The sequence below is a fragment of the Tardiphaga sp. genome (genome assembly GCF_041424195.1).
Taxonomy (GTDB): Bacteria; Pseudomonadota; Alphaproteobacteria; order Rhizobiales; family Xanthobacteraceae; genus Tardiphaga.
This window is the reverse complement of record NZ_JBGMOE010000172.1, coordinates 1-23,860: the sequence shown is the minus strand read 5'-3', so window position 1 is coordinate 23,860 and position 23,860 is coordinate 1. Positions and strand designations below refer to the sequence as shown.

The window sequence follows — 23,860 nt, the reverse complement described above, 5'->3', positions numbered from 1 at the left end:
TCAGGCGGAGCTTGAAATTGCATACAAAGATATGGCCTTGCACATTTTATGGCCTCTCTTGAGCTCCTGCCTCATCGTTGCTCGATCGATCTACGGCTTGACATACACCGGTTCCAACTCACTAATGCGAATAGTTCGCATTAGCATTTGCATCAGATCAGAACATTTGGGGAATGGCGTGAGTTTGAAGTGGTGGGGGTCGACGGCATCGATCACGGGGGCGGCGTGCCTCTCAGCGGTCTGGATTGGCGAGGCAAAGGCCCAGGAAGGGCAAACGCTGTCGGAAATCGTGGTTAGCGCCGAGCGGCAGAAAGAAGCTGACGGCTTCCAGTCCACCACCCTGCTGACCGGCGACGCCCTGCAGCGCACGACCTCGGCGTCCATCGCCGACCTGCTGGCGACCCAGCCCGGCATCGCGGCATCGACCTTTGCGCCGGGCGCAAGCAGGCCGAACATTCGCGGCCTCGACGACTATCGCGTCCGCATCCAGGAGAACGGCATCGGCAGCCAGGACGCGTCGGATTTCAGCCAGGACCATCAGGTCCCGGTCGATCCGCTGTCCGCCGACAAGATCGAGGTGATCCGCGGTCCGGCGACGTTGCGCTACGGCAATCAGGCCATCGGCGGTGTCGTCAATGCCAGCAACAACCGCATTCCGGAAAACCTGGTCCCCGACAATTTCAGCGCACGTATCAAGGGCGGCGGCTCCTCGGTGGATAGCAGCATCGACGGCGCAGCCAGCATCGATGCGTCAGGCAACAACGTCGCCATTCACGTCGACGCCTTCGGCCGCAGCGCCGGCGACTACAGAATTCCCGGCGGCGGCGTACAGGCCAATACGAGACTCCGCTCGGAGGGCCAATCGGTCGGCGGCTCCTACATCTTCGATGGCGGCTATATCGGCACCGCGATCCAGCACATCACCAGCCTGTATCATATCCCCGGCATCGCCGAATCCGCGTCGCGGACTCGCGTCGATCTCGAACAGACCAAGGTGACCAGCAAGGGCGAATGGCGTGCGCCGACCGAAGGCATCGCTGCGATCCGCTATACGTTCGGCGTCAGCGACTACAAGCATAACGAGCTCGGCATCGGCGGCAATGGCGTCGATGGCGTGCAAAACACCATCACCAACAAGGAAGTCGAAGGCCGCTTCGAACTGGACCACGCCGCGGTCGCAACGCCGCTCGGTGCATTGACCGGAAACTGGGGCGTGCAGGCCAGCAATCGCAAGCTCGGCACTGCCGGCCTGCTCGGCGGCTTGCTTGCGCCCACCAATACAGACACGGCTGCGGGCTTCGTGTTCGAACAATTGCAGCTCTCGGACACCCTGAAATTCCAGGCCGCCGGCCGCATCGAACATCTTTCGGTGTCCGGCATGGCGCCGATTTTCCCCGGCAATTTCCTGCCCCCGCCCGACACATTCTCCGAAACCGCAGCGACGCGCGATTTCACGCCGAAGAGCTTCAGCTTCGGGCTACTGAAATCACTGCCCTGGGACATGGTCGCCAATCTGAGTGTCCAGCGAGCGCAGCGCGCACCGGCCGCGCCGGAACTCTATTCGCGCGGCTCCGACGGCGCATCCGGCACCTTCGTCATCGGTAATCCGGATCTGAAAATCGAAACCGCAGAATCGGTCGAAGTCGGCCTGAGGCGCAGCACCGGCCAGCTTCGTTTTGAGGCGAGCCTGTATTACACGCGCTATCTCGATTTCATTTTCAAACAGGTGACCGGCAATTTCTGCACCGATACTTTCGCAAGCTGCGGCGCGACAGGCCCGCTGCTACAAGTGGCCTATGGCCAGCGGAATGCGAATTTTCGCGGCGCCGAGCTGATGGCCCAACTCGATGTGACGCCGCTCAGCGACGGCATGTTCGGGATCGATACCCAGTTCGACGTGGTCCGCGCGACCTTTGCCGATGGCAGCAATGTTCCGCGCATCGCACCGATGCGCGTTGGCGGCGGCATCTGGTGGCGTAGCGCCGAATGGTATGCACGTCTGGGTGTCCTGCATGCATTCACGCAGGATGACATTGCGCTCAATGAAACGTCGACCGCCGGCTACAACTTGCTGAAGGCGGAGGTGAGCTACACCCACATATTCGCGAAGGTCGACGGTGGCCTGCGAGACATCACCTTCGGCGTCACCGGAGACAATCTGCTCGACGAGCAGGTCCGCAACCACATCTCCTTCAAGAAGGCGGAGGTGCTGCAGCCCGGACGCGGCGTGCGGCTCTTCACGAGTATGAGATTTTGAGCCCAATGACCTTGGAATCGCTCCAGTTTAGGCCTCAACTCGCCCCCGGAGGGCGACATCCTTCGCCCGCAAAGCTATTCTGGATCAGCAGCCCACAAATGCAAACTTCCACCGACGGAATGCAGCCTCTATGACAACATACCGATCTCTCCTCACTGCTGCATTCGTCGCGGTTTTCGGAACTGTAGCTGTTCCCCAGGCTGCCATGGCCGCGACCGCGGAAGCATTGCTGCCACACAATTTGCTGCCACATAACCTGTCCCCATGGGGCATGTTCATGAATGCCGACATTGTGGTGAAGGCCGTCATGATCGGTCTTGCTATCGCCTCGCTGGTGACCTGGACGGTCTGGCTCGCAAAGACCATCGAACTCGGCCGCGAAACACGCTTCGCCAAGCGGCGCCTCGAAATACTCGAGAGCGACACGACACTGGCACAGGTCGAGCGCGACAGCGCCGATGCCCGCGATCCCGTGGCGCAATTGATTCATTCGGCGGTTCGCGAGACTGCGCTATCCCACGGACTGTTCGATGACGGCTTCAAGGAGCGCATTGCACTCCGGCTCGAGCGCGTCGAGCAGGCGATGTCGCGGCGTATCGCCCGCGGCATCGGCGTAGTCGCAACGATTGGTGCGACTGCGCCCTTTGTCGGCCTGTTCGGAACGGTCTGGGGCATCATGAACGCCTTCATTGGCATTTCGGAAACCAAGACCACCAACCTTGCGGTCGTCGCGCCTGGCATCGCCGAAGCGTTGCTGGCGACGGCGCTTGGTCTCGTTGCGGCCATTCCGGCGGTGATCATCTACAACCAGCTCGTCCGCAACATCACGACCTATCGCGCACTCCTGGGTGACGCCTCGGCGCAAGTCATGCTGCTGATCAGCCGCGATCATGGCCGTCGCGGCCTGCCGATCTCGCGCGCGGCGGAATAGATCATGGCGACGAGACTGGGTGGACGCCCAAGCGGCGGTGATGACCTCGAGGTCAATCACGAAATCAATGTGACGCCTTTCATCGACGTGATGCTGGTTCTGCTGATCATCTTCATGGTGGCAGCGCCGCTGGCGACGGTCGATCTCGGTGTCGATTTGCCGGCAAGCGCCGTAGAACCGCAGCCGCGTCCCGACAAGCCGGTCTTCGTCACCGTCAAACCCGACCTCACAATCGCCGTCGGCGAAGACATCATCCCGCGCGATACGCTGAGCGGCACGCTGGATGCTGCGACCAAGAACAACAAGGATGAGCGCATCTTCCTGCGCGCGGACAAGGTCGTGAGCTATGGCGACCTGATGGACGTGATGAACCTGTTGCGCAATGCAGGTTATCTCAAGGTCGCACTGGTCGGCCTCGACGGACGAACCTCTGCACCATGAACGTCTTTGCGCTGCATGCGCCGACCGACAGCGTCCGTCTTCGTTGGGCTGGTTCGGCCATGGCCATTATCGCGATCCATGCCGGCCTGATCGCCGTCGGGATCTGGTGGTATCGTCAACCAAACCCGCCGGGCGTCGCAATTCCCGCCATCATGATCGACATGGCGCCGGCGACTGCTGCGCCGGAAACACAGCCGCTCGACGTCGCACCCGGCCCCGAGATGCAGCAGTCGGAAGCGCCGTCCGAGCCGCCGCCTGAACCGGTTCAGCAGAAGCAGGCAGAAGAGCAGATCCCGCCGACGCCGCTGATGGAGAAGCCGGTCGTCGAGGCACCGCCCGAGCAGAAGGCCGAGCCGGCGCCGGAGCCCGCCAAGATTGCCCCCGATCCGCCCAAGCCGGCGCCTGAGAAACCCAGGCCGAAACCGGTACGCGCCGAGGTCAAAAAGAAACCAAGCGATACGCCGGCTGCACCGCGGACCACTGCAGCGCCGCGCGCTGAGCGTATCGCGCCGGCAGCATCGGCGGCAGCGGCCGGTGCCTCCAGGGCAGCGTCTGCGTCTTACAATCAGCTCGTTCAATCACACTTGCAACGCTTCAAGCAATTCCCCCAGAGTGCCCGCACCGGTCAGTCAGGCACGGCGATTGTCAGGATTGCCTTTACACTCGATCGCGGCGGTCGCGTGGTGTCTTCTCGCCTTCTGGGATCCTCCGGAAATCAAGCGCTCGATGCCGAAACACTGGCCATGGTTCGCCGGGCACAGCCCTTTCCACCATTTCCACCGGAAAAGATCGGTGGCACGGATTCGTTCAACGTTCCGCTGCGATATGACCTTCGTTAGCAGCTCGCGAAGATCGCCCCCTTTCTATACAGCGGCGCGCCCGTTTGCCTTCGTCATTGCACCGGATTGGCGCGTTCGAACTGGCGCAGCAATTTGTTGCCGCGCTCTGCTGCTGCATCGAGTGCCTCCTGCGCGGGTTTCTTGCCGCTAATGGCCAGCTCCAGCTCATCCTCGATGGCGTCACGGATCAGCGTGAACGAGCCGAGGCGGAATCCCTTCGAGTTTTCCGTGGGCGTTTTGAGCGTGATCTGTTCGATGGATTTCACGGTGCCGGGGTTGCGGTCGTAAAAGCCCTGCTGGCGCGTGAGTTCATAGGCGGCGCGCGTGATCGGCAAATAGCCCGTCTTCTGATGCCAGGTCGCCTGCACTTCGGGCTGCGACAGAAACGCAAAGAACTTCGCCACGCCTTTATATTCTTCGCGTGGGCGATCGCGCAGTACCCAGAGCGTTGCGCCGCCGATGATCGAATTCTGCGGCGCGGCCGTGACATCGGGCCAATACGGCATCATGCCGTAGCCGACCTCGAATTTCGCATTGGCGAGAATGTCGGCGCGGGTGCCCGACGAGCCCAGGAAGATTCCGCATTCGCTCTTCTGAAAGCGCGGTTCAGCCGCTGTCGCGCGACCGCTGTAATCGAAGACCTTGGTCTTCTGCCATTCGGCGAGTTGCGTAATATGCCGCACCATCAGCGGATTGTTGAAGGTCAGGACCGCGTCCAGACCGCCGAGACCATTGGACCGGGTCGCCACCGGAATGTTGTGGAATGCCGAGAAGTTCTCGACGTTGATCCATGACGGCCACGCCGTCGTGAAACCGCAAACTGCGCCTGCCGTCCGCAATCGCTGGGCAGCGGCGCCCAGTTCGGGCCAGGTCCGCGGCGACTCGTCCGGGTTGAGCCCGGCAGCCCGGAACAGATCCTTGTTGTAGTAGAGGATCGGCGTCGACGCATTGAACGGGAACGACAGCATATTGCCGGCCATATCGGTGTAGTAACCCGTAACGGCCGGCAGATAGGCCGATGGATTGAACGCCTCCGCCTGATCGCGCATCAGCTCATAGACGGGATAGGTCGCCCCTTTCGCGGCCATCATAGTGGCAGTCGCGATTTCATTGACCTGGACGATGGCCGGCTGGCTCCGCGACCGGAAGGCAAAGATGGCCGCGGTGACGGTCTCGGTATAGTTGCCCTTGTAGACCGGAACGATGCGGTAGCCCGTCTGTGTGGCGTTGAAATCCGCGGCCAGTTTTTCGACATGCCGGCCGAGTTCTCCGGACATCGCGTGCCACCACTGGATGTCGGTGGCGCATGCAGGCGTCGCCACCTGGCTGACCGTCACCGCAAGCGCGAGATATCCGAGCACCGCCTTCAACTTCATCTCATCCTGCCCTTCAATGCCGTCGGCTGCCGGCCTGCTGTGCGATCAGTCTTATTGGGAGACAAAACGTCTCCACCCAATAAAATAATGATTCCACTATCGTTTTGATTGAATAGCCCCGCGCAGCGGCGTGCACCGGGCACTGTTTGCCACAGCACTCTGTTGCGTCTGCGCGACGGTCGGTTCAATCGGGCCGGCCGCCATTCAACCAGTCGTTGCAGATCAATAGCCAGCAACACCGCTATTTGCTACATTGAACTGTCTCGCAACCTCAACGAAACTCTTTCGGACTATAAAAATGGAGTTGCCGGGTTGTGACGCACGGCTTCCTCACCGATTGAACCTTTCGCAAGGCGAAATGACACACCTGTGGTGACGAGCCCGCACAACGGAGTTGCTGAAGGACAGGACGAGCTGGCGGCGCGAGGCCGGACCGGCATCGTTGCGGCTGTCCGTGCGATTCCGATCCGCTGGCGCATTCTGTCCATCGCAGCGTTGAACTCGGCGGTCGTCCTCGTCCTCGCCGGATTGATCTGGAGCGGCTCGCGGGTGCTGTCCTCCGCCTGGGACGATGTGCGCCAGGTTCGCCAATCCGATCAGGTTCTGGCCCTGCTTGAGAGCGAGACCGGCCGGCTGCAGAACCTGATCCATCGCTATATCAATCAGCCCAGCCCCGAACTGTTCGCGGAAATCCTGCTGCTCCGCGAGGCTGTGCTCGGCACGTTGAACACCCGCGCCTCGACCGACCCCATGCTGTCCGGTTCCGTTGCCGAGCTCGAGCGTGTCACCGAGCGCTTCCTCAGCGGCTTCGGCGAATTGCGCACGCTTCAGACCACCATCGCCAAGACCTATGAGGAACAGGTGCTCGGGCCTGCCAAGGATATGGCGGGGCTGTACTCGATCATCGAAGGCGCCACCGGCCAGCGCGACGCGCTGATCTGGCCTGCGCTGGGCAAATCGCGTGAGGCATTCACCGCGATGCTGGTCGCCGCCAACGCCTATTATCTGTCGCTGGCATCCGCCTCGGCCGAGGATGCGCGGCGCAACACAGAAACGATCGAACGCACCATCCCGGTCATGACGGATCTCGCCGACAATGACCTGCAGCGCATCGCATTGCAGCGGCTCAAGGGCCGCGCAGTTGCACTGCGCCAGGGGCTCGCGAAACTGTCCGAGCAGCTCTCCGGCCGTACGGATTTGCTGCGCAATTCAATCGACGCGAGCCAGGCCGACACCATCGCGGCCATCGATGGCCTGTCCGTCAAGATGCGGCAGCGCGAGCAGTCCGCGCAGGCCACCTTCGATCGCACGCTGACGGCGATTTCCCGCAATGTCATGGTCATCGCCGCGGCATTCCTCGGGCTGATCATCACGGCCGGCATCATCATCGCGTTGAGCATCCGGCTGCCGCTGCAGCAGATCATGGCCTCGATGCGCGCGATCACCTCGGGCGACTATGATCGCAAGGTCCAGGGCACCGCCGCCAAGGACGAAGTCGGCGCCATGGCCCGCGCCGTGGAAGTGTTCCGCGAGAATGCTGTCGCCAAGCGCGAAGCCGAGAACGAGCTGCGCGCATCGAAGGAGAAGGCCGAGAGCGCCCTGCTCGAGCTCAATGCCGCCCAGCAGAATTTGATCGATGCCGAACGGCTGGCCGCCCTTGGTGGGCTGGTCGCGGGTGTCGCCCATGAGGTCAACAATCCGATCGGCATCAGCCTGACCGTGGCCTCCAGCTTTGCACGGCGCACGGAGATGTTCGAGGCGGAGCTGCGCTCCAATGCCCCGCTGCGGCGCTCGCAACTCGAAGAGTTCGTCAAGACGTCGCGCGATGCGGCGCAGCAACTGGTCGCCAACCTGCATCGTGCCGGCGAACTTATTCAGTCCTTCAAGCAGGTCGCCGTCGATCGTTCCCATGCCGAGCGGCGGCAGTTCAGCCTCTCCGAGGCCACCGATCAGATCATCGCCAGCCTGCGCCCGGTCCTGAAGAAGGCGCCGATCACGCTGACAGTCGATGTACCGGACGGGCTGATGATTGATGGCTATCCCGGTTCCTACGGCCAGATCCTGACCAACCTGTTCCTGAATGCGGCCAATCACGCATTCCCGGACGGCAAGCCCGGCGCCATTGCCATCACCGCCAAGCCGCGCGGCGCCGACGATATCGAGATCAGCTTCTCCGACAACGGCGCGGGCATGAGCCCGGACGTGCAGCGGCAGGCCTTCGATCCGTTTTTCACCACGCGCCGCAACGAAGGCGGCACCGGCCTTGGCCTCCACATCGTCTACAATCTGGTGACCCAGCAGCTGGGGGGCCGGATGATGCTGGAGTCAAGATTGGGACAAGGCACGACATTTCGCATTATCATGCCGCGGGCCGCCACTGGCGCCGCGGGATCATTTGACGGGACGACGCAATGGCCGACCAGGACGATGTCCTCTACCTGATTGAAGACTCCGGCGACGTTCCGGAAGAATCCAATAACCGAAAATGGAAGATCGCGGTCATCGACGATGACCAGGCCGTGCATGAAGGCACGCGCTTCGCCCTGAGCGACTACACGCTGAACGGCCAGTCGCTGGAAATCCTGTCGGCCTATTCCGCCGCGGAAGGCCAGGCCCTGATGCGCGCGCATCCGGATATCGCGGCCGTGCTGCTCGACGTCATCATGGAGACGGACGCGGCCGGCCTCGAACTGGTCGAGTTCATCCGCAACGAACTGCACAACGAAACGGTGCGCATCATCCTGCGCACCGGCCAGCCCGGTCAGGCGCCGGAGCGCCGCGTCATCGTCGACTATGACATCAACGACTACAAGGCGAAGACCGAACTGACCGCCGACAAGCTGTTCACCTCGCTGACGGCGGCGCTGCGCAGCTATCAGCAGCTCGAACGCATGGTGCAGACCCGGCGCGGCCTCGAAATCATTATCGACGCTGCCTCGACGCTGTACGATTTCAAATCGATGCAGCGGCTCGCCGAAGGCGTGCTGACGCAGATGGCGTCGCTGCTGAATGTGGATTGTGCGGGCATCCTGGTGCTGCGCGACGGCGGCGCCATCGGTGACGACTATGCCGTGCTCGCCGGATCGGGCTGCTACAGCCGCTTCATGGGCACCGCGACCTCGCATTCGCTCGACCCGGACCTGCGCCAGATGGTTGAAGAGGCCTTCAGGCGCCGCAAGCATGATTTCGCCGACCATCGGACCGCGCTCTATATCCGCACCGGAAGCGGCCGCGAGGTTGTCGTGCTGCTGCAGGCAGAGCGGCCGCTGTCGGAGACCGATCGTTCGCTGGTGGAGATCTTCGGCAGCCGGCTGTCGATCGCCTTCGACAATGTGATCCTCTATCAGCAACTGCATGAGGCCAATACACAGTTGGAAGATCGCGTGGCACAGCGCACCCGCGCGCTGATGCAGGCCAATCGCCGGCTCTCTGCGCAGTGGCTGCGGCTGCAACGCGCCAACGGCTTCAAGAACGAGATTCTGGGCACCGTCGCCCATGACCTGAAGAATCCACTCGGCGTGATCCTCGGCCGCACCGAGATGCTGACCGAGCTGATATCGGCAGGATCGCCGAAGGAGAATATCGCCGCGCAGGTCGATCACATCCGGGACGCCACCAGGCGACTGACCGCGATGGTCGATCACCTGATCTCCGACGCCATGGCGGACGCCTTCGATATCACCATCCGCCGCGAGCCGGTGGATCTGGCGACACTGGTCCGGGACGTCGCGGAAGCGAACCGGCCGTCTGCCATGAACAAGCAGCAGGATCTCTCCGTCTCCGCGCCCGCCCACCACGATCTCACCATGTGCGACGCCGACCGGATGCGCGAGGCCATCGACAACCTCGTCAGCAACGCCATCAAATACAGCCCGATTGGCGGCAAGATCGCGCTGCTGATCACGGACGAGGCCGGTTATGTCCGCATCAGCATCAGCGATGAAGGTGCCGGCCTGTCGCCGGAAGATCTGGACCGGCTGTTTGGCCGCTTCCAGAGGCTGTCAGCCAAGCCGACCGGCGGCGAAAGCTCGACCGGCCTCGGCCTGTCGATCGTCAAGCGCATCATCGAAATGCATGGCGGCGAAGTGAACGCACATAGTCCCGGCCCAGGCCAGGGCGCCACCTTCACCATCCTGCTGCCAGCCACCAGTGAGGGCCTGTCATGAGCCAGAGCCCGCATATCATCATTGTCGACGACGAAGCGCCCGCCCGCGAAATGGTGGGCGACTATCTCAAGATGCACGGCTTTGCCGTGACCCTGTGCGACGGCGGCAAGAGCCTGCGCAGCGAGATCGAGACCAAGGTGCCGGATCTCGTGGTGCTCGACCTCAACATGCCGGAAGAGGACGGGCTCTCGATCATCCGTGACCTCAAGAGCCGCATCAATGTGCCGGTGATCATGCTGACTGCCACCGCAAGCCCGATCGACCGCGTCGTCGGCCTCGAACTCGGCGCCGACGATTATATCGCCAAGCCCTGCGAACTCCGCGAATTGATGGCGCGCATCCGCTCGGTCTTGCGTCGAAGCACGCCAGCGAAGGGCACGGCAGCCGATGCGACGCCTGCCAAGGAGAACAGGGACCATCTCGTGCGCTTCGGCACGAAATGGCTCGATCTGGAAGCGCAGGCCTTGCGTGATGATGAAGGCAACGAACATCCGCTGACGGCCTCTGAATTTGGCCTGCTCAAGGTGTTCGCCGCCAACCCGAAGCGCGTGCTCTCGCGCGAACGGCTGCTCGAACTGGCCAATGCCAGGGATGCCGAGGCTTTCGACCGGGCGGTCGACCTGCGGATCATGCGAATCCGCCGCAAAATCGAGCCCGATCCGACGAAACCCGCCGTGATCCGTACAATTCGCGGCGGGGGTTATTTGTTCTCCCCCGTGGGCGAGAAGGCCTGAGCCCGTTTTTTAGAATCTATCTCATTCAAATTGCACGCATTTCACCTCTGAATGTTTCGTCGCTCATCCTGCGACGAAACAATTCTCCGGTTCCATGAAACCATTTTCCGCTTTTGGAGCAGACGTCCTGAAACCCGGGCTCCTTAACAATCCTCCCAACGAAGCCGCAACGCGGTCTCTTACGGGAGCTAGTCATGCAGAACGTCATCGCCCTCAATGCCGCCGGTCAGCAGGGTATCATTACGGCCCGCGCCACCTCGGACGAGATGCTGCTTGAGAATATCGCGGGCGGCGACCGCTCGGCGATGCACACGCTTTATGCCCGGCACAATGTGCGGGTCTATCGCTTCGTTCTCCGCATGCTGCGTGACACGTCGGCGGCAGAAGATCTGGTCAGCCAAGTATTCCTCGACGTGTGGCGGACCGCCAGCCAGTTCGAGGGCCGTTCGCAGGTTTCCACATGGCTGTTGTCGATCGCGCGCTTCAAGGCGCTGACCGCGCTGCGCCAGCGCAAATATGAGGACATCGATCAGGACGATGTCATGGAAATCGCCGACCATGCGGACACGCCGGAAGCCTCGCTCGATCGCAGCCGCACCAGCGCCATTCTCCGCGCTTGTGTCGCCAAGCTGTCGCCGGCGCATCGCGAGATCGTCAACCTCGTCTACTATCATGAGAAGTCGGTGGAAGAGGTCGCCAGCATGATCGGTATCCCCGCATCGACGGTCAAGACCCGCATGTTCTACGCCCGCAAGCAGCTCGCCGACCTCCTGAAGACCGCCGGCATCGACAGCATCGCAGCGTAAACCCGTATTCGCTCCCCGTTTCCGACCCCGATTTCGCGTTAAACCTCCAGCCTCCAACGACCCGGACGGGATGCCCCTTCCGGGCCGTTCTTTGTCTGGTCCTATAAGCGAGAACACGAACACGTGACGCCCGCCGCGTAACATCCGTCCTGCATCAGCCGAAGACCATCAAGCGCGCGTCATGCCAACAGGCCTGATCGCCGGCGCTGGATGGATGAGACCAATGCTCAATCTTCTGCTCGCTGTGCTCGCTGGTATCGTAACGATCGCGACACCCTGCACGCTGCCGGTACTGCCGATCCTGCTCGGATCCTCTGTGGGCCAGACCAGCCGGATTCGCCCGGCGCTGATCGCGTTCGGCTTTGTGGTATCGTTCTCGGCCGTTGCGCTACTGCTCGGCGGGCTGACGCAGATCTTCGACTTCGATCCGAATATCCTGCGGACCGCTGCCGCAGTGCTCTTGCTCGGCTTCGGACTGCTGATGATCTTCCCGACGCCGTTCGAATGGCTGACGGGCCGGATCGGCGGGCTCACCAGCAATTCCACCAGCACGGATCTCAGCAATTTCGGCGGCTTCGTGCTCGGCACAACGCTGGGTCTTGTCTGGACACCCTGTGCCGGCCCCGTGCTGGGTTCGATCCTGACCATCATCGCCACGTCGAAGGACGTCGTCTGGGCCAGTATCCTCCTCATTGCCTATACGATCGGCGCCGCCATTCCGATGCTCATCATCGCCTATGGCGGACAGGCCGTGACGACGCGCGTGCGCAGCCTCGCCCGCATCACGCCGCGGCTGCAGCAGGCCTTCGGCGTCGTCGTGATCGGCTTCGCGATCGCCTCCTATTTTCAGTACGACACGCTGATCGTCGCGTGGCTGACAGGATTTTACCCAAGCGGCCAGATCGGCCTTTGACACCCTGAGACAACGGAGATTGCCATGACGATACGTTCGCTCGCGACATCGGCCTCACTGATCATGCTGTGCCTGTTTGGTGCGACGGCGCCGGGATTTGGCGCCGAAACCGCACCGGTGCAGATCGCAGCCGTACAAGGCAGCGCGCCGAATTTCACCGGCATCAGCAACTGGTTCAATTCCGCGCCGCTCGATATCAAGAACCTGCGCGGCAAGGTCGTGCTGGTAGACTTCTGGACCTATGGCTGCATCAACTGCGTCAACACGCTGCCGCATGTCACGGCGCTTCACGCCAAATACGGCGACCGCGGCCTCGTCATTGTCGGCGTTCACACGCCGGAATTCCCTTTCGAGAAATCCGCCAGCAATGTGCAGAACGCGTTGAAACGCCACGGCATCACCTATCCGGTAGCGCAGGACAATGAGTCCAGGACCTGGAACGCCTACGGCAATCGCTATTGGCCTGCGCAATACATCGTCGACCAGAGTGGACAAATTGTCTACCAGCACGACGGCGAGGGCCAATATGAGCAGATGGATAGTATTATCAAGAAGTTGCTGAGCGCGAGCAGCTAACGCGCGAAATTATTGCCGTGTAGGCGTAACCAGAACCGCATGATAGCATCCGTCCAGTAGCTAAAATTGGACGGATGCAAATGTTCGAAGGCTTTGACCCTGTCATATTAGCCCGAGCGCAGTTCGCGTTCACCGTATCGTTTCATATCATCTTCCCGGCGTTCTCGATCGGACTTGCGAGCTATCTCGCCGTACTGGAAGCGCTATGGCTGTGGACCGGGCGCGAAGTCTTCATCAATCTGTTCAACTACTGGCTCAAGATTTTCGCCATCGCTTTCGGCATGGGCGTCGTTTCGGGCATCGTGATGTCCTACCAGTTTGGTACCAACTGGTCGGCCTTCTCCGACAAGACCGGGCCGATCATCGGGCCGCTGATGGCCTATGAAGTCCTCACCGCCTTCTTCCTTGAAGCAGGCTTTCTCGGCGTCATGCTGTTCGGACTCGAACGTGTCGGTCACAAGCTACATTTCCTTGCCACACTGATGGTTGCGATCGGCACGCTGTTCTCGGCGTTCTGGATTCTCTCGGCCAATTCCTGGATGCAGACGCCGGCCGGCTACAGCATCAACGACGCGGGTCAGTTCGTTGCGGCCGACTGGTGGAAGGTGATCTTCAATCCGTCCTTCCCATATCGGCTCGTACATATGGTGCTGGCGGCCTATCTCACCACGGCTTTCGTGGTGGGCGCAGTCGGCGCCTGGCATCTCCTCAAGGACTCGCGTCTGCCGGGCCCGCGCGTGATGTTCTCCATGGCGATGTGGATGGCCACGCTGGTCGCCCCGCTGCAGATTCTGGCCGGCGATCAGCACGGCCTCAACACACTTGAGCATCAGCCGACCAAGATCATGGCCATGGAAGGCCACTTCGAGAGCCACCCTCACGGCGCCCCACTGATCCTGTTCGGCATCCCGAGCCAGACCGAAGGCAAGGTGAACTACGCCATCGAAGTCCCCAAGCTCGGATCCCTGATCCTGAAGCACGATCTCAATGCACCGATGGCCGGGCTCGATACTGTTCCGCGCGAAAACTGGCCGCCGGTGCCGGTGACCTTCTGGTCGTTCCGCATCATGGTCGGCATCGGCTTCCTGATGCTGGGATTGGGACTGCTCAGCCTGTTCATGCGCTTCCGCGGCAAGTTCTATGAGTCGCGGTTCCTGCACGGCTTCGCCCTCGCAATGGGACCGGCCGGCTTCATCGCTGTGCTGGCCGGCTGGGTGACCACCGAAACCGGGCGGCAACCCTTCACGGTATTCGGCCTGCTGCGGACCAGCGACTCCGTCTCGCCGCTGGCGGCACCTGCCGTTGCGTCGTCGCTGATTGCATTTGCTATTGTCTATTTCGCGGTGTTCGCCGCCGGCACGATCTATATGCTGCGACTCATGGCCGCGCCACCGCATCATGGTGAGCAGGGCCCGGCCGGCGACGTCCCGAGCCGTGCGGCGGGCATCACACCGGCCGTCGGCGCAGCCGCATCGGGGCACGCGTCATGATCGATATCGCCGTCATCTGGGCCTTCATCATCGCCTTTGCCGTCTTCGTCTATGTCGTGATGGACGGCTTCGACCTCGGCCTCGGCATGCTGTTTCCGCTGTTTCCGAAAAAGGAAGACCGCGACGTCATGATGAACTCGGTCGCTCCGGTCTGGGACGGCAACGAGACCTGGCTGGTGCTCGGCGGCGGCGGGCTGATGGCAGCGTTTCCGCTGGCCTATGCGGTGCTGATGCCGGCGCTCTACACGCCGATGATCGTGATGCTGCTCGGCCTCGTGTTTCGCGGTGTCGCCTTCGAGTTTCGCTGGCGCACCACGCGCGAGCGCAATCTGTGGGACATCGCCTTTGCCGGCGGCTCGCTAATAGCCACGCTGGCGCAGGGCGTGGCGCTCGGTGCGATCCTGCAGGGCATCACCGTCAACGGCCGGCATTATGGCGGCGGCTGGTGGGACTGGCTGACGCCGTTCAGCGTGCTGACCGGCCTCGCGCTGATGGCCGGCTATGGTCTGCTCGGCGCCACCTGGCTGGTGATGAAGACCGAAGGCGCATTGCGTGACCAGGCCTATCGGCTGAGCTGGTGGCTGCTCTTCGCCATGCTCGCCGCCATCGGCCTTGTCAGCATTGCGACGCCATTTCTGGATGCCGAATATGCGCGGCGCTGGTTCGCCTGGCCCAACCTGCTCCTGACGGCGCCGGTGCCGATCGCGGTCGCCGCGATCACCGCGCTGCTGATGCGCAGCCTCGCCGCCAAACAGGATCATCGGCCGTTCTTCCTGTCGCTGGCACTGTTCGCGCTGTCCTATGCGGGATTGGGCATCAGCATGTGGCCCTATATCGTGCCGCGCAGCATCACCATCTGGCAGGCGGCGTCCCCCGACAACAGCCTGCATTTCATGAGCTACGGCGTCGCCGTGCTGGTGCCGGTCATCCTCGGCTACACCGCCTGGGCCTATTACGTGTTTCGCGGCAAGGTTCGCGCCGGCGCGGGCTATCACTGATGACACCAGCGTCGCAGCAAGAGCCTGTTCCTTCGGATAAACGCCCGCTGATGCAGCGCCTGCTGTGGTTCGTTGCCCTGTGGCTCGGCGGCGTCGCGAGCGTGACGCTTGTCAGCTATGCGCTGCGCCTCTGGATCGCGTCGAAATAAACACAGCGGCTTTTAATCAAATCGTCACTCGCGGCCGGCAAGACTACGCACAACCCAACGCGCACGCGCAGCGCTGCTGCAGTGCCCCATGATTTCGTGGTTCCCGTGATTTGGCTGGGATGGTACAGAATTGACGGACGCGAAACCGGAGATCCCTGCGATGATCAACATCCGCCGCCTGCTTGGGCTTCAGCTTGCCGTCGTAGCCGGCTTGATGTTGTCGATCACGCACAGCGTCGCCCAACAGCAGCGCCCCGATGTCGGCGACGAGCCCGGCCTGATCGCTGATGATGGCGTTGAACTGCCGCCGGAATACCAGAAGCAAATGGTGTTGTACCGCACCACCGAAGCGCCGGGCACCATCATCATCGCCACCGCCGAGCGCCATCTCTATGTGGTGCAAGGCAATGGGCGTGCGCTACGTTACGGGATCGGTGTTGGCCGCGACGGGTTCACCTGGCAGGGCCTCTTGAAGATCTCGCGCAAGGCAGAGTGGCCGGACTGGACGCCGCCGCCGGAAATGATAGCGCGCCAGCCCTATCTGCCGCGCTTCATGGCCGGCGGCCCCGGCAATCCGCTCGGTGCCCGTGCGCTCTATCTCGGCGCCACCGTCTATCGCATCCACGGCACCAACCGGCCCGACACCATCGGCACCGCCGTATCGTCCGGCTGCTTCCGGCTGGTCAATGCGGACGTCGCCGACCTCTATGACCGGATCCCGGTGGGCACCAAGGTCATCGTGCGGCAGAAGCCTGAAATCTGATCCTGCGCGGACTGCGCAACTCTTCGATCCAGTTTTTCACTGACATATCTTTCTCTGATTACGGGGCGGACTTCGCATGGGGATGAAGCGGACTTTCACGACCGGGCTGGCCATCGGCCTGGTGGTTGCCACGGCGGTGGCCGCAGCTGCGATCACCTATGAGCGCTACGACACCAAGACGCTGAAGCGCACCGTCAAACGCGACGCCGTGCTGTGCGGCGTCAATACCGGCCTGCCCGGCTTCTCGGCCCCGGATGCGCAAGGCAACTGGACCGGCTTCGATGTCGACTTCTGCCGCGCCGTCGCCGCTGCGATCTTCAACGATCCGAAGAAGGTGACCTTCGTTCCGCTCGACGCCTCAGACCGCTTCAAGGAACTGCAGAGCCGCAAGGTCGATATCCTGTCGCGCAATTCCACCTGGAGCATGTCGCGCGAAACCAATTACGACCTCTATTTCCCCGCGGTCTCCTATTATGACGGCCAGGGCTTCATGGTGCCGAAGTCCCGCAAGATCGATTCCGCCTTGGAGCTCGATGGCAGCAAGGTCTGCGTCCAGGACGGCACCACGACGGCGCTGAACCTCGCCGACTACTTCCGCAGCAACAACATCAAATACACCGAAGTGAAGCTTCCCAAGCTGGACGAAGTCCTCAAGGCCTATAATTCCGGCCAGTGCGACACCTTCACGGCGGATGCCTCGCAGCTCTATGCGCTGCGCCTGACCATGAGCAAGCCCGACGATCATGTCATCCTGCCCGATGTCATTTCCAAGGAGCCGCTCGCGCCTGTCGTGCGCCAGCGCGACGACGACTGGATGATGATTGTGAAGTGGACTCTTTACGCCATGATCAATGCGGAAGAACTCGGCATCACCTCGAAGAACATCGACGAGGCCCTGAAGTCCAAAAAACCCGACGTGATGCGCCTCGTCGGCACCGAAGGCGCTTACGGCGAAGACCTCAACCTCCCGAAGGATTGGGCTGCACGCATCATCCGCCATGTCGGCAATTACGGCGAAGTCTATGACCGCAATATCGGCGAGGGCTCGAAGCTGAAGATCCCGCGCGGCCTGAACCAGATCTGGAGCGCCGGCGGCATCCAATACGCGCCGCCGATCAGGTAAGCTGCTTCTTTCTAACCTCTCCCCGCTTTTGCGGGGAGAGGTCGACCCGGCAGAGCGCAGCGACGCCGGGGCGGGTGAGGGGCATGGCACAGGGCCCGCGCCAATCGCACACTCTCGAAACGAAGAATTTTCGCGGGAAACGTGAACGCCCATGATCGGAGAGATCCGATGGAGCGTGTGTGAGGTAGGCGTGTGCCATGCCCCTCACCCGCCGCGAAGACGCGGCGACCTCTCCCCGCAGTGCGGGGAGAGGTTAAGAGCACCGCCTCAATAATTCTTCAGCCGCGCCAGTTGATCGGCGTGGTAATTGCTGTCCCCGAGCAATTCCTGGCAGACCCGCGCGCGCTTCATGAAGAAGCCGATGTCGAACTGGTCCGTCATGCCCATGCCGCCATGCATCTGCACGCCTTCCTGCACAGCGAGCGTCGCCGTGGTGCCGGCCTTGGCCTTGGCGACAGCAATCGCGGCAGCCACCGTCGGTGCGCCGTCGTCGATAAGCTGCAACGCTTTCAGCACCGCAGCACGAGTCACTTCAATCTCGGTATAGAGATGCGCGGCGCGGTGCTGCAGCGCCTGGAACTCACCGATCAGTTTGCCGAACTGCTTGCGCTCCTTGAGATAGGTCACGGTGCGGCCGAACACTTCGTCTGACAGGCCGACCATCTCAGCCGCCACCGCGCCGCGGCCGATATTCAGCACGCTGTCCAGCAATGCGCCGCCCTGATCCACATCGCCGAGTACGCTGTCAGCGGTGACCTCGACATTCTCGAACGTGATCCGCGCTGCATTGTGCGAGTCCACCATCGCTGTGCGCTCCAGCGCGATGCCCTTGGCCTTCGGATCCACCAGAAACAGCGTAAGCCCGTCGCGCTCGCCCGGCGCACCTGCGCTGCGCGCCGCGACGATCAGGAGATCTGCCGTGTGACCATCGACGACGAAGGCCTTCGCGCCGTTCAGCTTGAAGCCGTTGCCGGAGCGCGCGGCCTTCATCGCCGTCTGCAGTGGGCGATGTTTCGCGCCTTCGTCGATGGCCAGTGCCGCCAGCAGCGCGCCCCTGGCAATCTTCGGCAGGTATTCCGCCTTCTGTGCATCGCTGCCGCCCTTCAGCGCCGAGACGCCCAGCACGCCGGTGGAGAAGAATGGCGACGGCATCAGCGTGCGGCCGATTTCCTCCATCACCACGCCGGCCTCGACAGCGCCGAGCCCGCTGCCGCCCAGGGCTTCCGGCACCAGCAGTCCGGCAAAGCCCATTTCGGAGAATGCGCGCCAGTAGTCGCGGGAAAATCCGGTCGCATCCTTGCTATCGCGCAACTGCCGGAAATGGCTGACCGGCGCCTTGTCGCCGATAAAGCCGCGGGCGCTGTCGCGCAGCATTGTCTGTTCTTCGTTGAGGAGGAGGGCCATTTTTATTCCCAGTGGTTCGGAGTAACTGCTGACGTGAATAACGTGAAACTCGCAGGCCTCATGGCGAGGAGGCGGTCTTGCGCCGTCTCGAACCATGAGTCGCTTGGCTCACCCTTCGAGACGCCGCGCAAAGAGCGCGGCTCCTCAGGATGAGGATCGCGCTCTACGCCCCCGGCAAATCCAGAATGCGCTTCGCAACGATCCCCAGCATCACCTCGCTGGTGCCGCCTTCGATCGAATTCGCCTTGGTGCGCAGCCAGGCGCGTGGACGTGCCCCCTCATGCGAGCGCTGGCTTTCCCATTCCAGCGCATCGATGCCGCCTGACGACATCAGGATTTCATGGCGGCGCTTGTTGAGCTCGGTGCCGTAATATTTCATCGCCGACGAAAAGGCCGGATGCGCCTGCCCGGCTTTGGCCAGATCGACCGCGCGCTCCGCTGCGCACGCCAATGCAGCTTCATCGACTTCGAAGCTGGCGATCTGTCCGCGCAGCATCGCATCGTCGAGACGGCCCTGCGCGTCCGAGCCGATCGAATCCGCAGCGACCTGGCCGAGCGGCCGGCCGGCGCCGCGCTCACCCATGCCGGAGATCATCGCGCGCTCATGCTGCAGCAGATATTTCGCGACGTCCCAGCCGCGATTGACGGTGCCGAGCACATGGGACTTTGGCACGCGCACATTGTCAAAGAAGGTCTCGCAGAATGGCGACTTGCCGGAGATCAAAAGGATCGGCTTGGTTGAAACGCCCTTCGATGCCATGTCGAACAGGATGAAGCTGATGCCGTCATGCTTCTTGCCGGATGCGTCGGTACGCACCAGACAAAATATCCAGTCGGCATAGTTCGCGTAGGACGTCCAGATCTTCTGGCCGTTGATGATGTAGTCATCGCCGTCGCTCTCGGCGCGCGTCTGCAGCGAGGCCAGATCGGAGCCGGCATTGGGTTCGGAATAACCCTGGCACCAGCGGATCAGGCCCGCGGCGATCTTCGGCAGATGCTTTTTCTTCTGAGCGTCGGTGCCGTATTTCAGCAGTGCCGGCCCGAGCATGGAAATGCCGAACGACACCAGCGGCAGGCGGGCGGAGATCGCGGCCATTTCCTGCCGCAGGATCTTGGTTTGCTCGCCGTCGAGCCCCCCGCCGCCATACTCCTTTGGCCAATGCGGCACGGTCCAGCCCTTGTCGCGCATCCGCTCGAACCAGATGCGTTGCGGCTCCGATGAATACTTCGCATGGCGGCCGCCCCAGAACGTATCCTCGTCCGAGCTCATCGGCTTGCGCATTTCCGGCGGGCAATTGGCCTCGAGCCAGGCGCGGGTATCGCTGCGGAATTGTTCGAGATCCGACATCAGGGTTTCCATCCACTTTGGCGCAGGATGCTGGCGCATCTGCTTTGTTGTTGCCGGCGAGCTTACTCGCCAGTTCGCGGAATTCAATGGCCTGCTGCAAGGCGCAGAGAGTGTGGCCAGCACCGGCGTTCCGGTGTATCGCGGAAGGACAACCAACAAAAACACACGAGGAAACAACATGCGCATCAAGCTGCTTTCGCCTGGCGAAATGTCCGAAGATCAGAAGTCGATCTATGACGAGTCGATCGCCAGCAAGCGCGGACGCCCGCCGGAGCCGATGATGGCCTGGCTCGCCAGCCCGAACATGGCGCGGCATGCGGCGCGCCTCGGCGCCTTTCTCCGCTATGACACCACGCTGACACCGGCGCATGCCGAACTGGCGATCCTCGTCACCGCGCGGCACTGGACCGCGCATTTCGAATGGTACGCGCACAAGAAGATGGCGCTGGATGGCGGGCTCGATCCGGCCATCATCGAGGATATCAAGAACCGGCGGACGCCGAGTTTCAGCGAGAAGAAGGCGCGGGTGATCTATGATGTCGCCAAATCGCTGCACGAAGCGCAGGGCCTCTCCAAGCCACTCTATGACGAAGCCAATGAGACACTGGGCGCGCAGGGCCTCGTCGAGATCATTGGCCTGTGCGGCTATTACACGATGGTCTCGATGACGCTGAACACCTACGAGTTCGGCCTGCCGGACGGGCAGGTCTCCGACCTTGCGTAAGTTCCCGCAGGATGCGGTAGAGCGGAGCGAGACCCATCAATCCAGCTTCCAGAAACGATGGGTTTCGCCGGGATGCTCTACCCATCCTGCGATCGCGTGACTAAGTCATCGTGAGCGTCACGCCACTCAGGAGCTTCCCATGCCCGACCAAATCCGACCGATCCCCGCAGGTACTCGGATCGGGCACGTTCACCTGAAAGTTGCCGACCTTGAGCGCGCGCTCGGCTTTTACCGCGACGTGCTCGGATTTCAGATCAAAGCGCGCTATGGCGATCAGGCTGTCTTCATCGCGGCCGGCGACTACCATCATCACATCGGCCTCAACACCTGGGAGAGCAAAGGGGGTCATCCGCCGGCGCCCGGCACGACAGGTCTGTTTCATACCGCGATCCTGTATCCGACCCGGGCGGCACTGGCCGACGCCCTGCACCGCGTGCTCTCGGCGGGCATTCAGCTCGATGGCGCCAGCGACCATGGCGTCAGCGAAGCGCTTTACTTGCGCGACCCCGACCAGAATGGTGTCGAACTGTATTGGGATCGCCCCGAGGCAGAGTGGCCGCGGGACGCCAATGGCGACATTGCGATGTTCACCAAGCGGCTGGACGTCGAGGAGCTGCTGAAGCAGCGGCAGACATAAACTCAGTCCTCATCCAGAGGAGCCGCGCCCCTTCGCGCGGCGTCTCGAAGGATGTGCCAAGCAGCTCATGGTTCGAGACGGCGCTACGCGCCTCCTCACCATGAGGTTAGAGCTTTGCTCTTCCGCCCCCGCACCATGATCAACATGGCGGCGGCCACCTGCAACGCCATGCAGACGTAGAACGGCACGGCATAATTGCCCGAAAGATCGCGCAGCAAGCCGACGATGCCCGGACCGAAAGCGTAGGTGACCTGGGTCGCCGCCGTGATCAGGCTGACCAGTACCCCGAACGACCGCGCAGCAAATTCGCGCTGCACGATCAGCGCCGGCAGCGTGATCAGATTGCCGACCGAGAATCCGAACAGTGCGCAGGCAAAGAACAACAGCGCCTCGTTGCGCGAATTGATGACAATGGCGAGCGCAACGCCCTGACTGAGAAACGACAGCGCCGAGGCCAGTCGCTGATTGAGCCGGTCGATCACCGTGGAGAACAGCACGCGTCCGACCACCGCCATCAATGTCAGCAGCGATACTGCGGCCGCCGCACGTTCGCGGCCGATCACCGGATCGAGAAACGAGATCAGGTGAACGATGAAGCCAACCTGCGCGAACAATCCGAATGCGAAGGCAGTGGTGAGCGTCAGGAACGCCACGTTGCGTATCGCCTCCGCGCGAATCCGAGTCGACGATGGCGCATTGGCCGTGGCGGCAGCACCGCCCTGCGCAGCGGATAGTGCGCGATGCGGCGGATGGCCGACAAAGATGATGATCACCGGGACGAGCAGCACGAGCATCGCGACGGCTGCGGCGATGGTTGCGCCGCCGAAGCCGAAGGCGTTGCTTGCCGCGACCATCAGGGGCACGCCGACGATGCCACCGAAGCTGGCACCATTCAGCGCAAGGCTGATGGCCATGCCGCGCTTCTTGTCGAACCACAGACCAAGCGTATTGGTGATCGCACCGAGACTGGTGCCGGCCCAACCGAATGCAAGCAGCACATTCACCGCGTAGAGTTGCCACGGCGACGTGATCTGTCCGAGCAGAATGGTAGCAAAGGCCATCACACCGACGCCGGCCAGCAAACAGTTGCGCGGCCCGAGCGCACGCATCGCCTCGCTCACAAATGCGACAAGCAATGCACCGACGAGATAGAAGAACGTGGTGGCCGTTGCGATGGTCGAGGCCGGCCAGCCATGCACGCGCTGAAGTTCCGCGAGATAGACGCTCTGGCCATAGAAGCCGAGCGCCCAGCCAAATGTTGCGAGCAGGAAACAAACACCGACGATACGCCAGCCGTCGTAACGAGCCGATGTCTCGTCATTTATCTCAGGTGAAGTCGCGTCCATTCCGGATCTGCTTTCATTACGTTTCCTCCATGATGCCGCTGTGCGACAACACGCCGCGCTGATGTACCATCCTGATCGGAATTAACCACCCGTTTTACCGGTGAAAATCGCGATTGGATTAACTTCACAATCAAGCCATTCAAATCTTCACACCCTTGGCAGCTGCATTCAGCGCCGCCATATGATAGGGTATTGGATATGGAGGATTTTGAACCGTGAATGCGCTCGCCGAAGTGACTGAACAGACCGACCGCTCGCTCCTGATCGTGGAGGACGACAAGCCGTTTCTGGAGCGTCTTTCGCGTGCGATGGAAACGCGCGGCTTCACGGTCACCTCCTGCGGCTCCGTTTCCGAAGGTCTTGCCCAGATCAGCAAATCGGCGCCCGCTTTTGCCGTGGTTGATCTTCGCCTCGGTGACGGCAACGGCCTCGATGTCGTATCGGCACTGAAGCAGCAACGCCCTGATGCGCGCGCCATCGTGCTCACGGGCTATGGCAACATTGCCACCGCCGTGACCGCGGTGAAGATGGGCGCCGTCGACTATCTGTCGAAGCCGGCCGATGCCGACGACGTCGTTGCGGCCCTGCTCGCGATCGACAACGACAAGTCCGAATTGCCGAACAATCCGATGTCGGCCGACCGCGTGCGCTGGGAACACATCCAGCGCATTTATGAGATGTGCAATCGCAATGTCTCCGAGACCGCACGTCGTCTGAACATGCATCGCCGTACGCTGCAGCGCATTCTCGCCAAGCGCGCGCCGCGCTGAGCCTTCCCTAAAAACTAGAGCGTTTCACGTTTTTATTGAAGCGTATCCGGCGTTGGCAAAGTAGTTTTT

The 23,860-nt window shown here is 62.0% G+C and carries 22 protein-coding genes; 18 read left to right on the top strand and 4 right to left on the bottom strand.

Features of this window, described 5'->3' with window-relative positions:
* Window positions 1-178 precede the first annotated feature (178 nt).
* The 4 genes from ACEK02_RS23395 (at window position 179) to ACEK02_RS23380 (ending at window position 4,468) form a co-directional block, all read left to right on the top strand.
* Window positions 179-2,257, top strand: a complete 2,079-nt coding sequence (locus ACEK02_RS23395; RefSeq protein ID WP_371423931.1) for a TonB-dependent receptor — start codon at window positions 179-181, stop codon at window positions 2,255-2,257.
* Window positions 2,258-2,387: 130 nt separating this feature from the next.
* The gene (exbB, locus tag ACEK02_RS23390; protein WP_371423930.1) at window positions 2,388-3,188 is read left to right on the top strand and encodes a tonB-system energizer ExbB; all 801 of its coding nucleotides are present in this window, start codon (window positions 2,388-2,390) and stop codon (window positions 3,186-3,188) included.
* Between the two features lie 3 nt (window positions 3,189-3,191).
* On the top strand, window positions 3,192-3,629 hold the full coding sequence (gene exbD, locus ACEK02_RS23385; RefSeq protein WP_371423929.1) for a TonB system transport protein ExbD: 438 nt from the start codon (window positions 3,192-3,194) through the stop codon (window positions 3,627-3,629).
* Window positions 3,626-4,468: a TonB family protein gene (locus ACEK02_RS23380; protein WP_371423928.1), complete on the top strand. Its 843-nt coding sequence runs from the start codon at window positions 3,626-3,628 to the stop codon at window positions 4,466-4,468. The genes exbD and ACEK02_RS23380 overlap by 4 nt, the downstream gene beginning before the upstream one ends.
* Window positions 4,469-4,521: 53 nt before the next feature.
* Here the strand turns inward: ACEK02_RS23380 and ugpB are convergent, their stop codons facing one another.
* Complete coding sequence (ugpB, locus tag ACEK02_RS23375) at window positions 4,522-5,844, bottom strand: sn-glycerol-3-phosphate ABC transporter substrate-binding protein UgpB (protein ID WP_371423927.1); 1,323 nt, start codon at window positions 5,842-5,844, stop codon at window positions 4,522-4,524.
* A gap of 414 nt (window positions 5,845-6,258) precedes the next feature.
* On the opposite strand from ugpB, the gene ACEK02_RS23370 reads away from it, so the two are divergent.
* The 11 genes from ACEK02_RS23370 to ACEK02_RS23320 all read left to right on the top strand — a co-directional run bounded on the left by ACEK02_RS23370 (window position 6,259) and on the right by ACEK02_RS23320 (window position 17,562).
* Window positions 6,259-8,286, top strand: coding sequence for an ATP-binding protein (locus ACEK02_RS23370; protein ID WP_371423945.1), 2,028 nt, complete (start codon window positions 6,259-6,261; stop codon window positions 8,284-8,286).
* On the top strand, window positions 8,256-10,010 hold the full coding sequence (locus ACEK02_RS23365) for a DUF3369 domain-containing protein (RefSeq protein ID WP_371423926.1): 1,755 nt from the start codon (window positions 8,256-8,258) through the stop codon (window positions 10,008-10,010). The genes ACEK02_RS23370 and ACEK02_RS23365 overlap by 31 nt, the downstream gene beginning before the upstream one ends.
* Window positions 10,007-10,744, top strand: coding sequence for a response regulator (locus tag ACEK02_RS23360; RefSeq protein ID WP_371423925.1), 738 nt, complete (start codon window positions 10,007-10,009; stop codon window positions 10,742-10,744). The genes ACEK02_RS23365 and ACEK02_RS23360 overlap by 4 nt, the downstream gene beginning before the upstream one ends.
* Window positions 10,745-10,938: 194 nt before the next feature.
* Entirely contained in the window at window positions 10,939-11,550 is a 612-nt protein-coding gene (locus ACEK02_RS23355) for a sigma-70 family RNA polymerase sigma factor (protein ID WP_371423924.1), read from the top strand.
* 223 nt (window positions 11,551-11,773) lie between these two features.
* Complete coding sequence (locus tag ACEK02_RS23350) at window positions 11,774-12,463, top strand: cytochrome c biogenesis CcdA family protein (RefSeq protein WP_371423923.1); 690 nt, start codon at window positions 11,774-11,776, stop codon at window positions 12,461-12,463.
* Between the two features lie 24 nt (window positions 12,464-12,487).
* On the top strand, window positions 12,488-13,039 hold the full coding sequence (locus ACEK02_RS23345) for a thioredoxin family protein (RefSeq protein ID WP_371423922.1): 552 nt from the start codon (window positions 12,488-12,490) through the stop codon (window positions 13,037-13,039).
* Between the two features lie 80 nt (window positions 13,040-13,119).
* Entirely contained in the window at window positions 13,120-14,529 is a 1,410-nt protein-coding gene (locus tag ACEK02_RS23340; RefSeq protein WP_371423921.1) for a cytochrome ubiquinol oxidase subunit I, read from the top strand.
* Window positions 14,526-15,527, top strand: coding sequence for a cytochrome d ubiquinol oxidase subunit II (cydB, locus tag ACEK02_RS23335; protein WP_371423920.1), 1,002 nt, complete (start codon window positions 14,526-14,528; stop codon window positions 15,525-15,527). The genes ACEK02_RS23340 and cydB overlap by 4 nt, the downstream gene beginning before the upstream one ends.
* Window positions 15,528-15,577: 50 nt before the next feature.
* A complete protein-coding gene (locus ACEK02_RS23330; RefSeq protein ID WP_371423919.1) occupies window positions 15,578-15,676 on the top strand; it encodes a DUF2474 domain-containing protein in 99 nt (32 codons plus the stop codon).
* A 160-nt stretch (window positions 15,677-15,836) separates the two neighbouring features.
* A complete protein-coding gene (locus ACEK02_RS23325; RefSeq protein WP_371423918.1) occupies window positions 15,837-16,439 on the top strand; it encodes a L,D-transpeptidase in 603 nt (200 codons plus the stop codon).
* A gap of 82 nt (window positions 16,440-16,521) precedes the next feature.
* A complete protein-coding gene (locus ACEK02_RS23320) occupies window positions 16,522-17,562 on the top strand; it encodes an amino acid ABC transporter substrate-binding protein (protein ID WP_371423917.1) in 1,041 nt (346 codons plus the stop codon).
* Window positions 17,563-17,829: 267 nt separating this feature from the next.
* Here ACEK02_RS23320 and ACEK02_RS23315 read toward each other — a convergent pair whose 3' ends face one another.
* Window positions 17,830-18,966: an acyl-CoA dehydrogenase family protein gene (locus tag ACEK02_RS23315; protein WP_371423916.1), complete on the bottom strand. Its 1,137-nt coding sequence runs from the start codon at window positions 18,964-18,966 to the stop codon at window positions 17,830-17,832.
* A 163-nt stretch (window positions 18,967-19,129) separates the two neighbouring features.
* Complete coding sequence (locus tag ACEK02_RS23310; protein ID WP_371423915.1) at window positions 19,130-20,314, bottom strand: acyl-CoA dehydrogenase family protein; 1,185 nt, start codon at window positions 20,312-20,314, stop codon at window positions 19,130-19,132.
* 178 nt (window positions 20,315-20,492) lie between these two features.
* Here ACEK02_RS23310 and ACEK02_RS23305 point away from each other — a divergent pair, with 178 nt between their 5' ends.
* Entirely contained in the window at window positions 20,493-21,038 is a 546-nt protein-coding gene (locus tag ACEK02_RS23305; protein ID WP_371423914.1) for a carboxymuconolactone decarboxylase family protein, read from the top strand.
* Window positions 21,039-21,177: 139 nt separating this feature from the next.
* Window positions 21,178-21,675 (top strand): VOC family protein, encoded by a 498-nt coding sequence (locus ACEK02_RS23300; protein ID WP_371423913.1) that lies wholly within the window; start codon window positions 21,178-21,180, stop codon window positions 21,673-21,675.
* A gap of 95 nt (window positions 21,676-21,770) precedes the next feature.
* Here the strand turns inward: ACEK02_RS23300 and ACEK02_RS23295 are convergent, their stop codons facing one another.
* A complete protein-coding gene (locus ACEK02_RS23295) occupies window positions 21,771-23,021 on the bottom strand; it encodes an MFS transporter (RefSeq protein WP_371423912.1) in 1,251 nt (416 codons plus the stop codon).
* 215 nt (window positions 23,022-23,236) lie between these two features.
* Between ACEK02_RS23295 and ACEK02_RS23290 the strand changes: the two genes are divergently transcribed.
* Window positions 23,237-23,791, top strand: a complete 555-nt coding sequence (locus tag ACEK02_RS23290) for an ActR/PrrA/RegA family redox response regulator transcription factor (protein WP_371423911.1) — start codon at window positions 23,237-23,239, stop codon at window positions 23,789-23,791.
* Window positions 23,792-23,860: the final 69 nt, after the last annotated feature.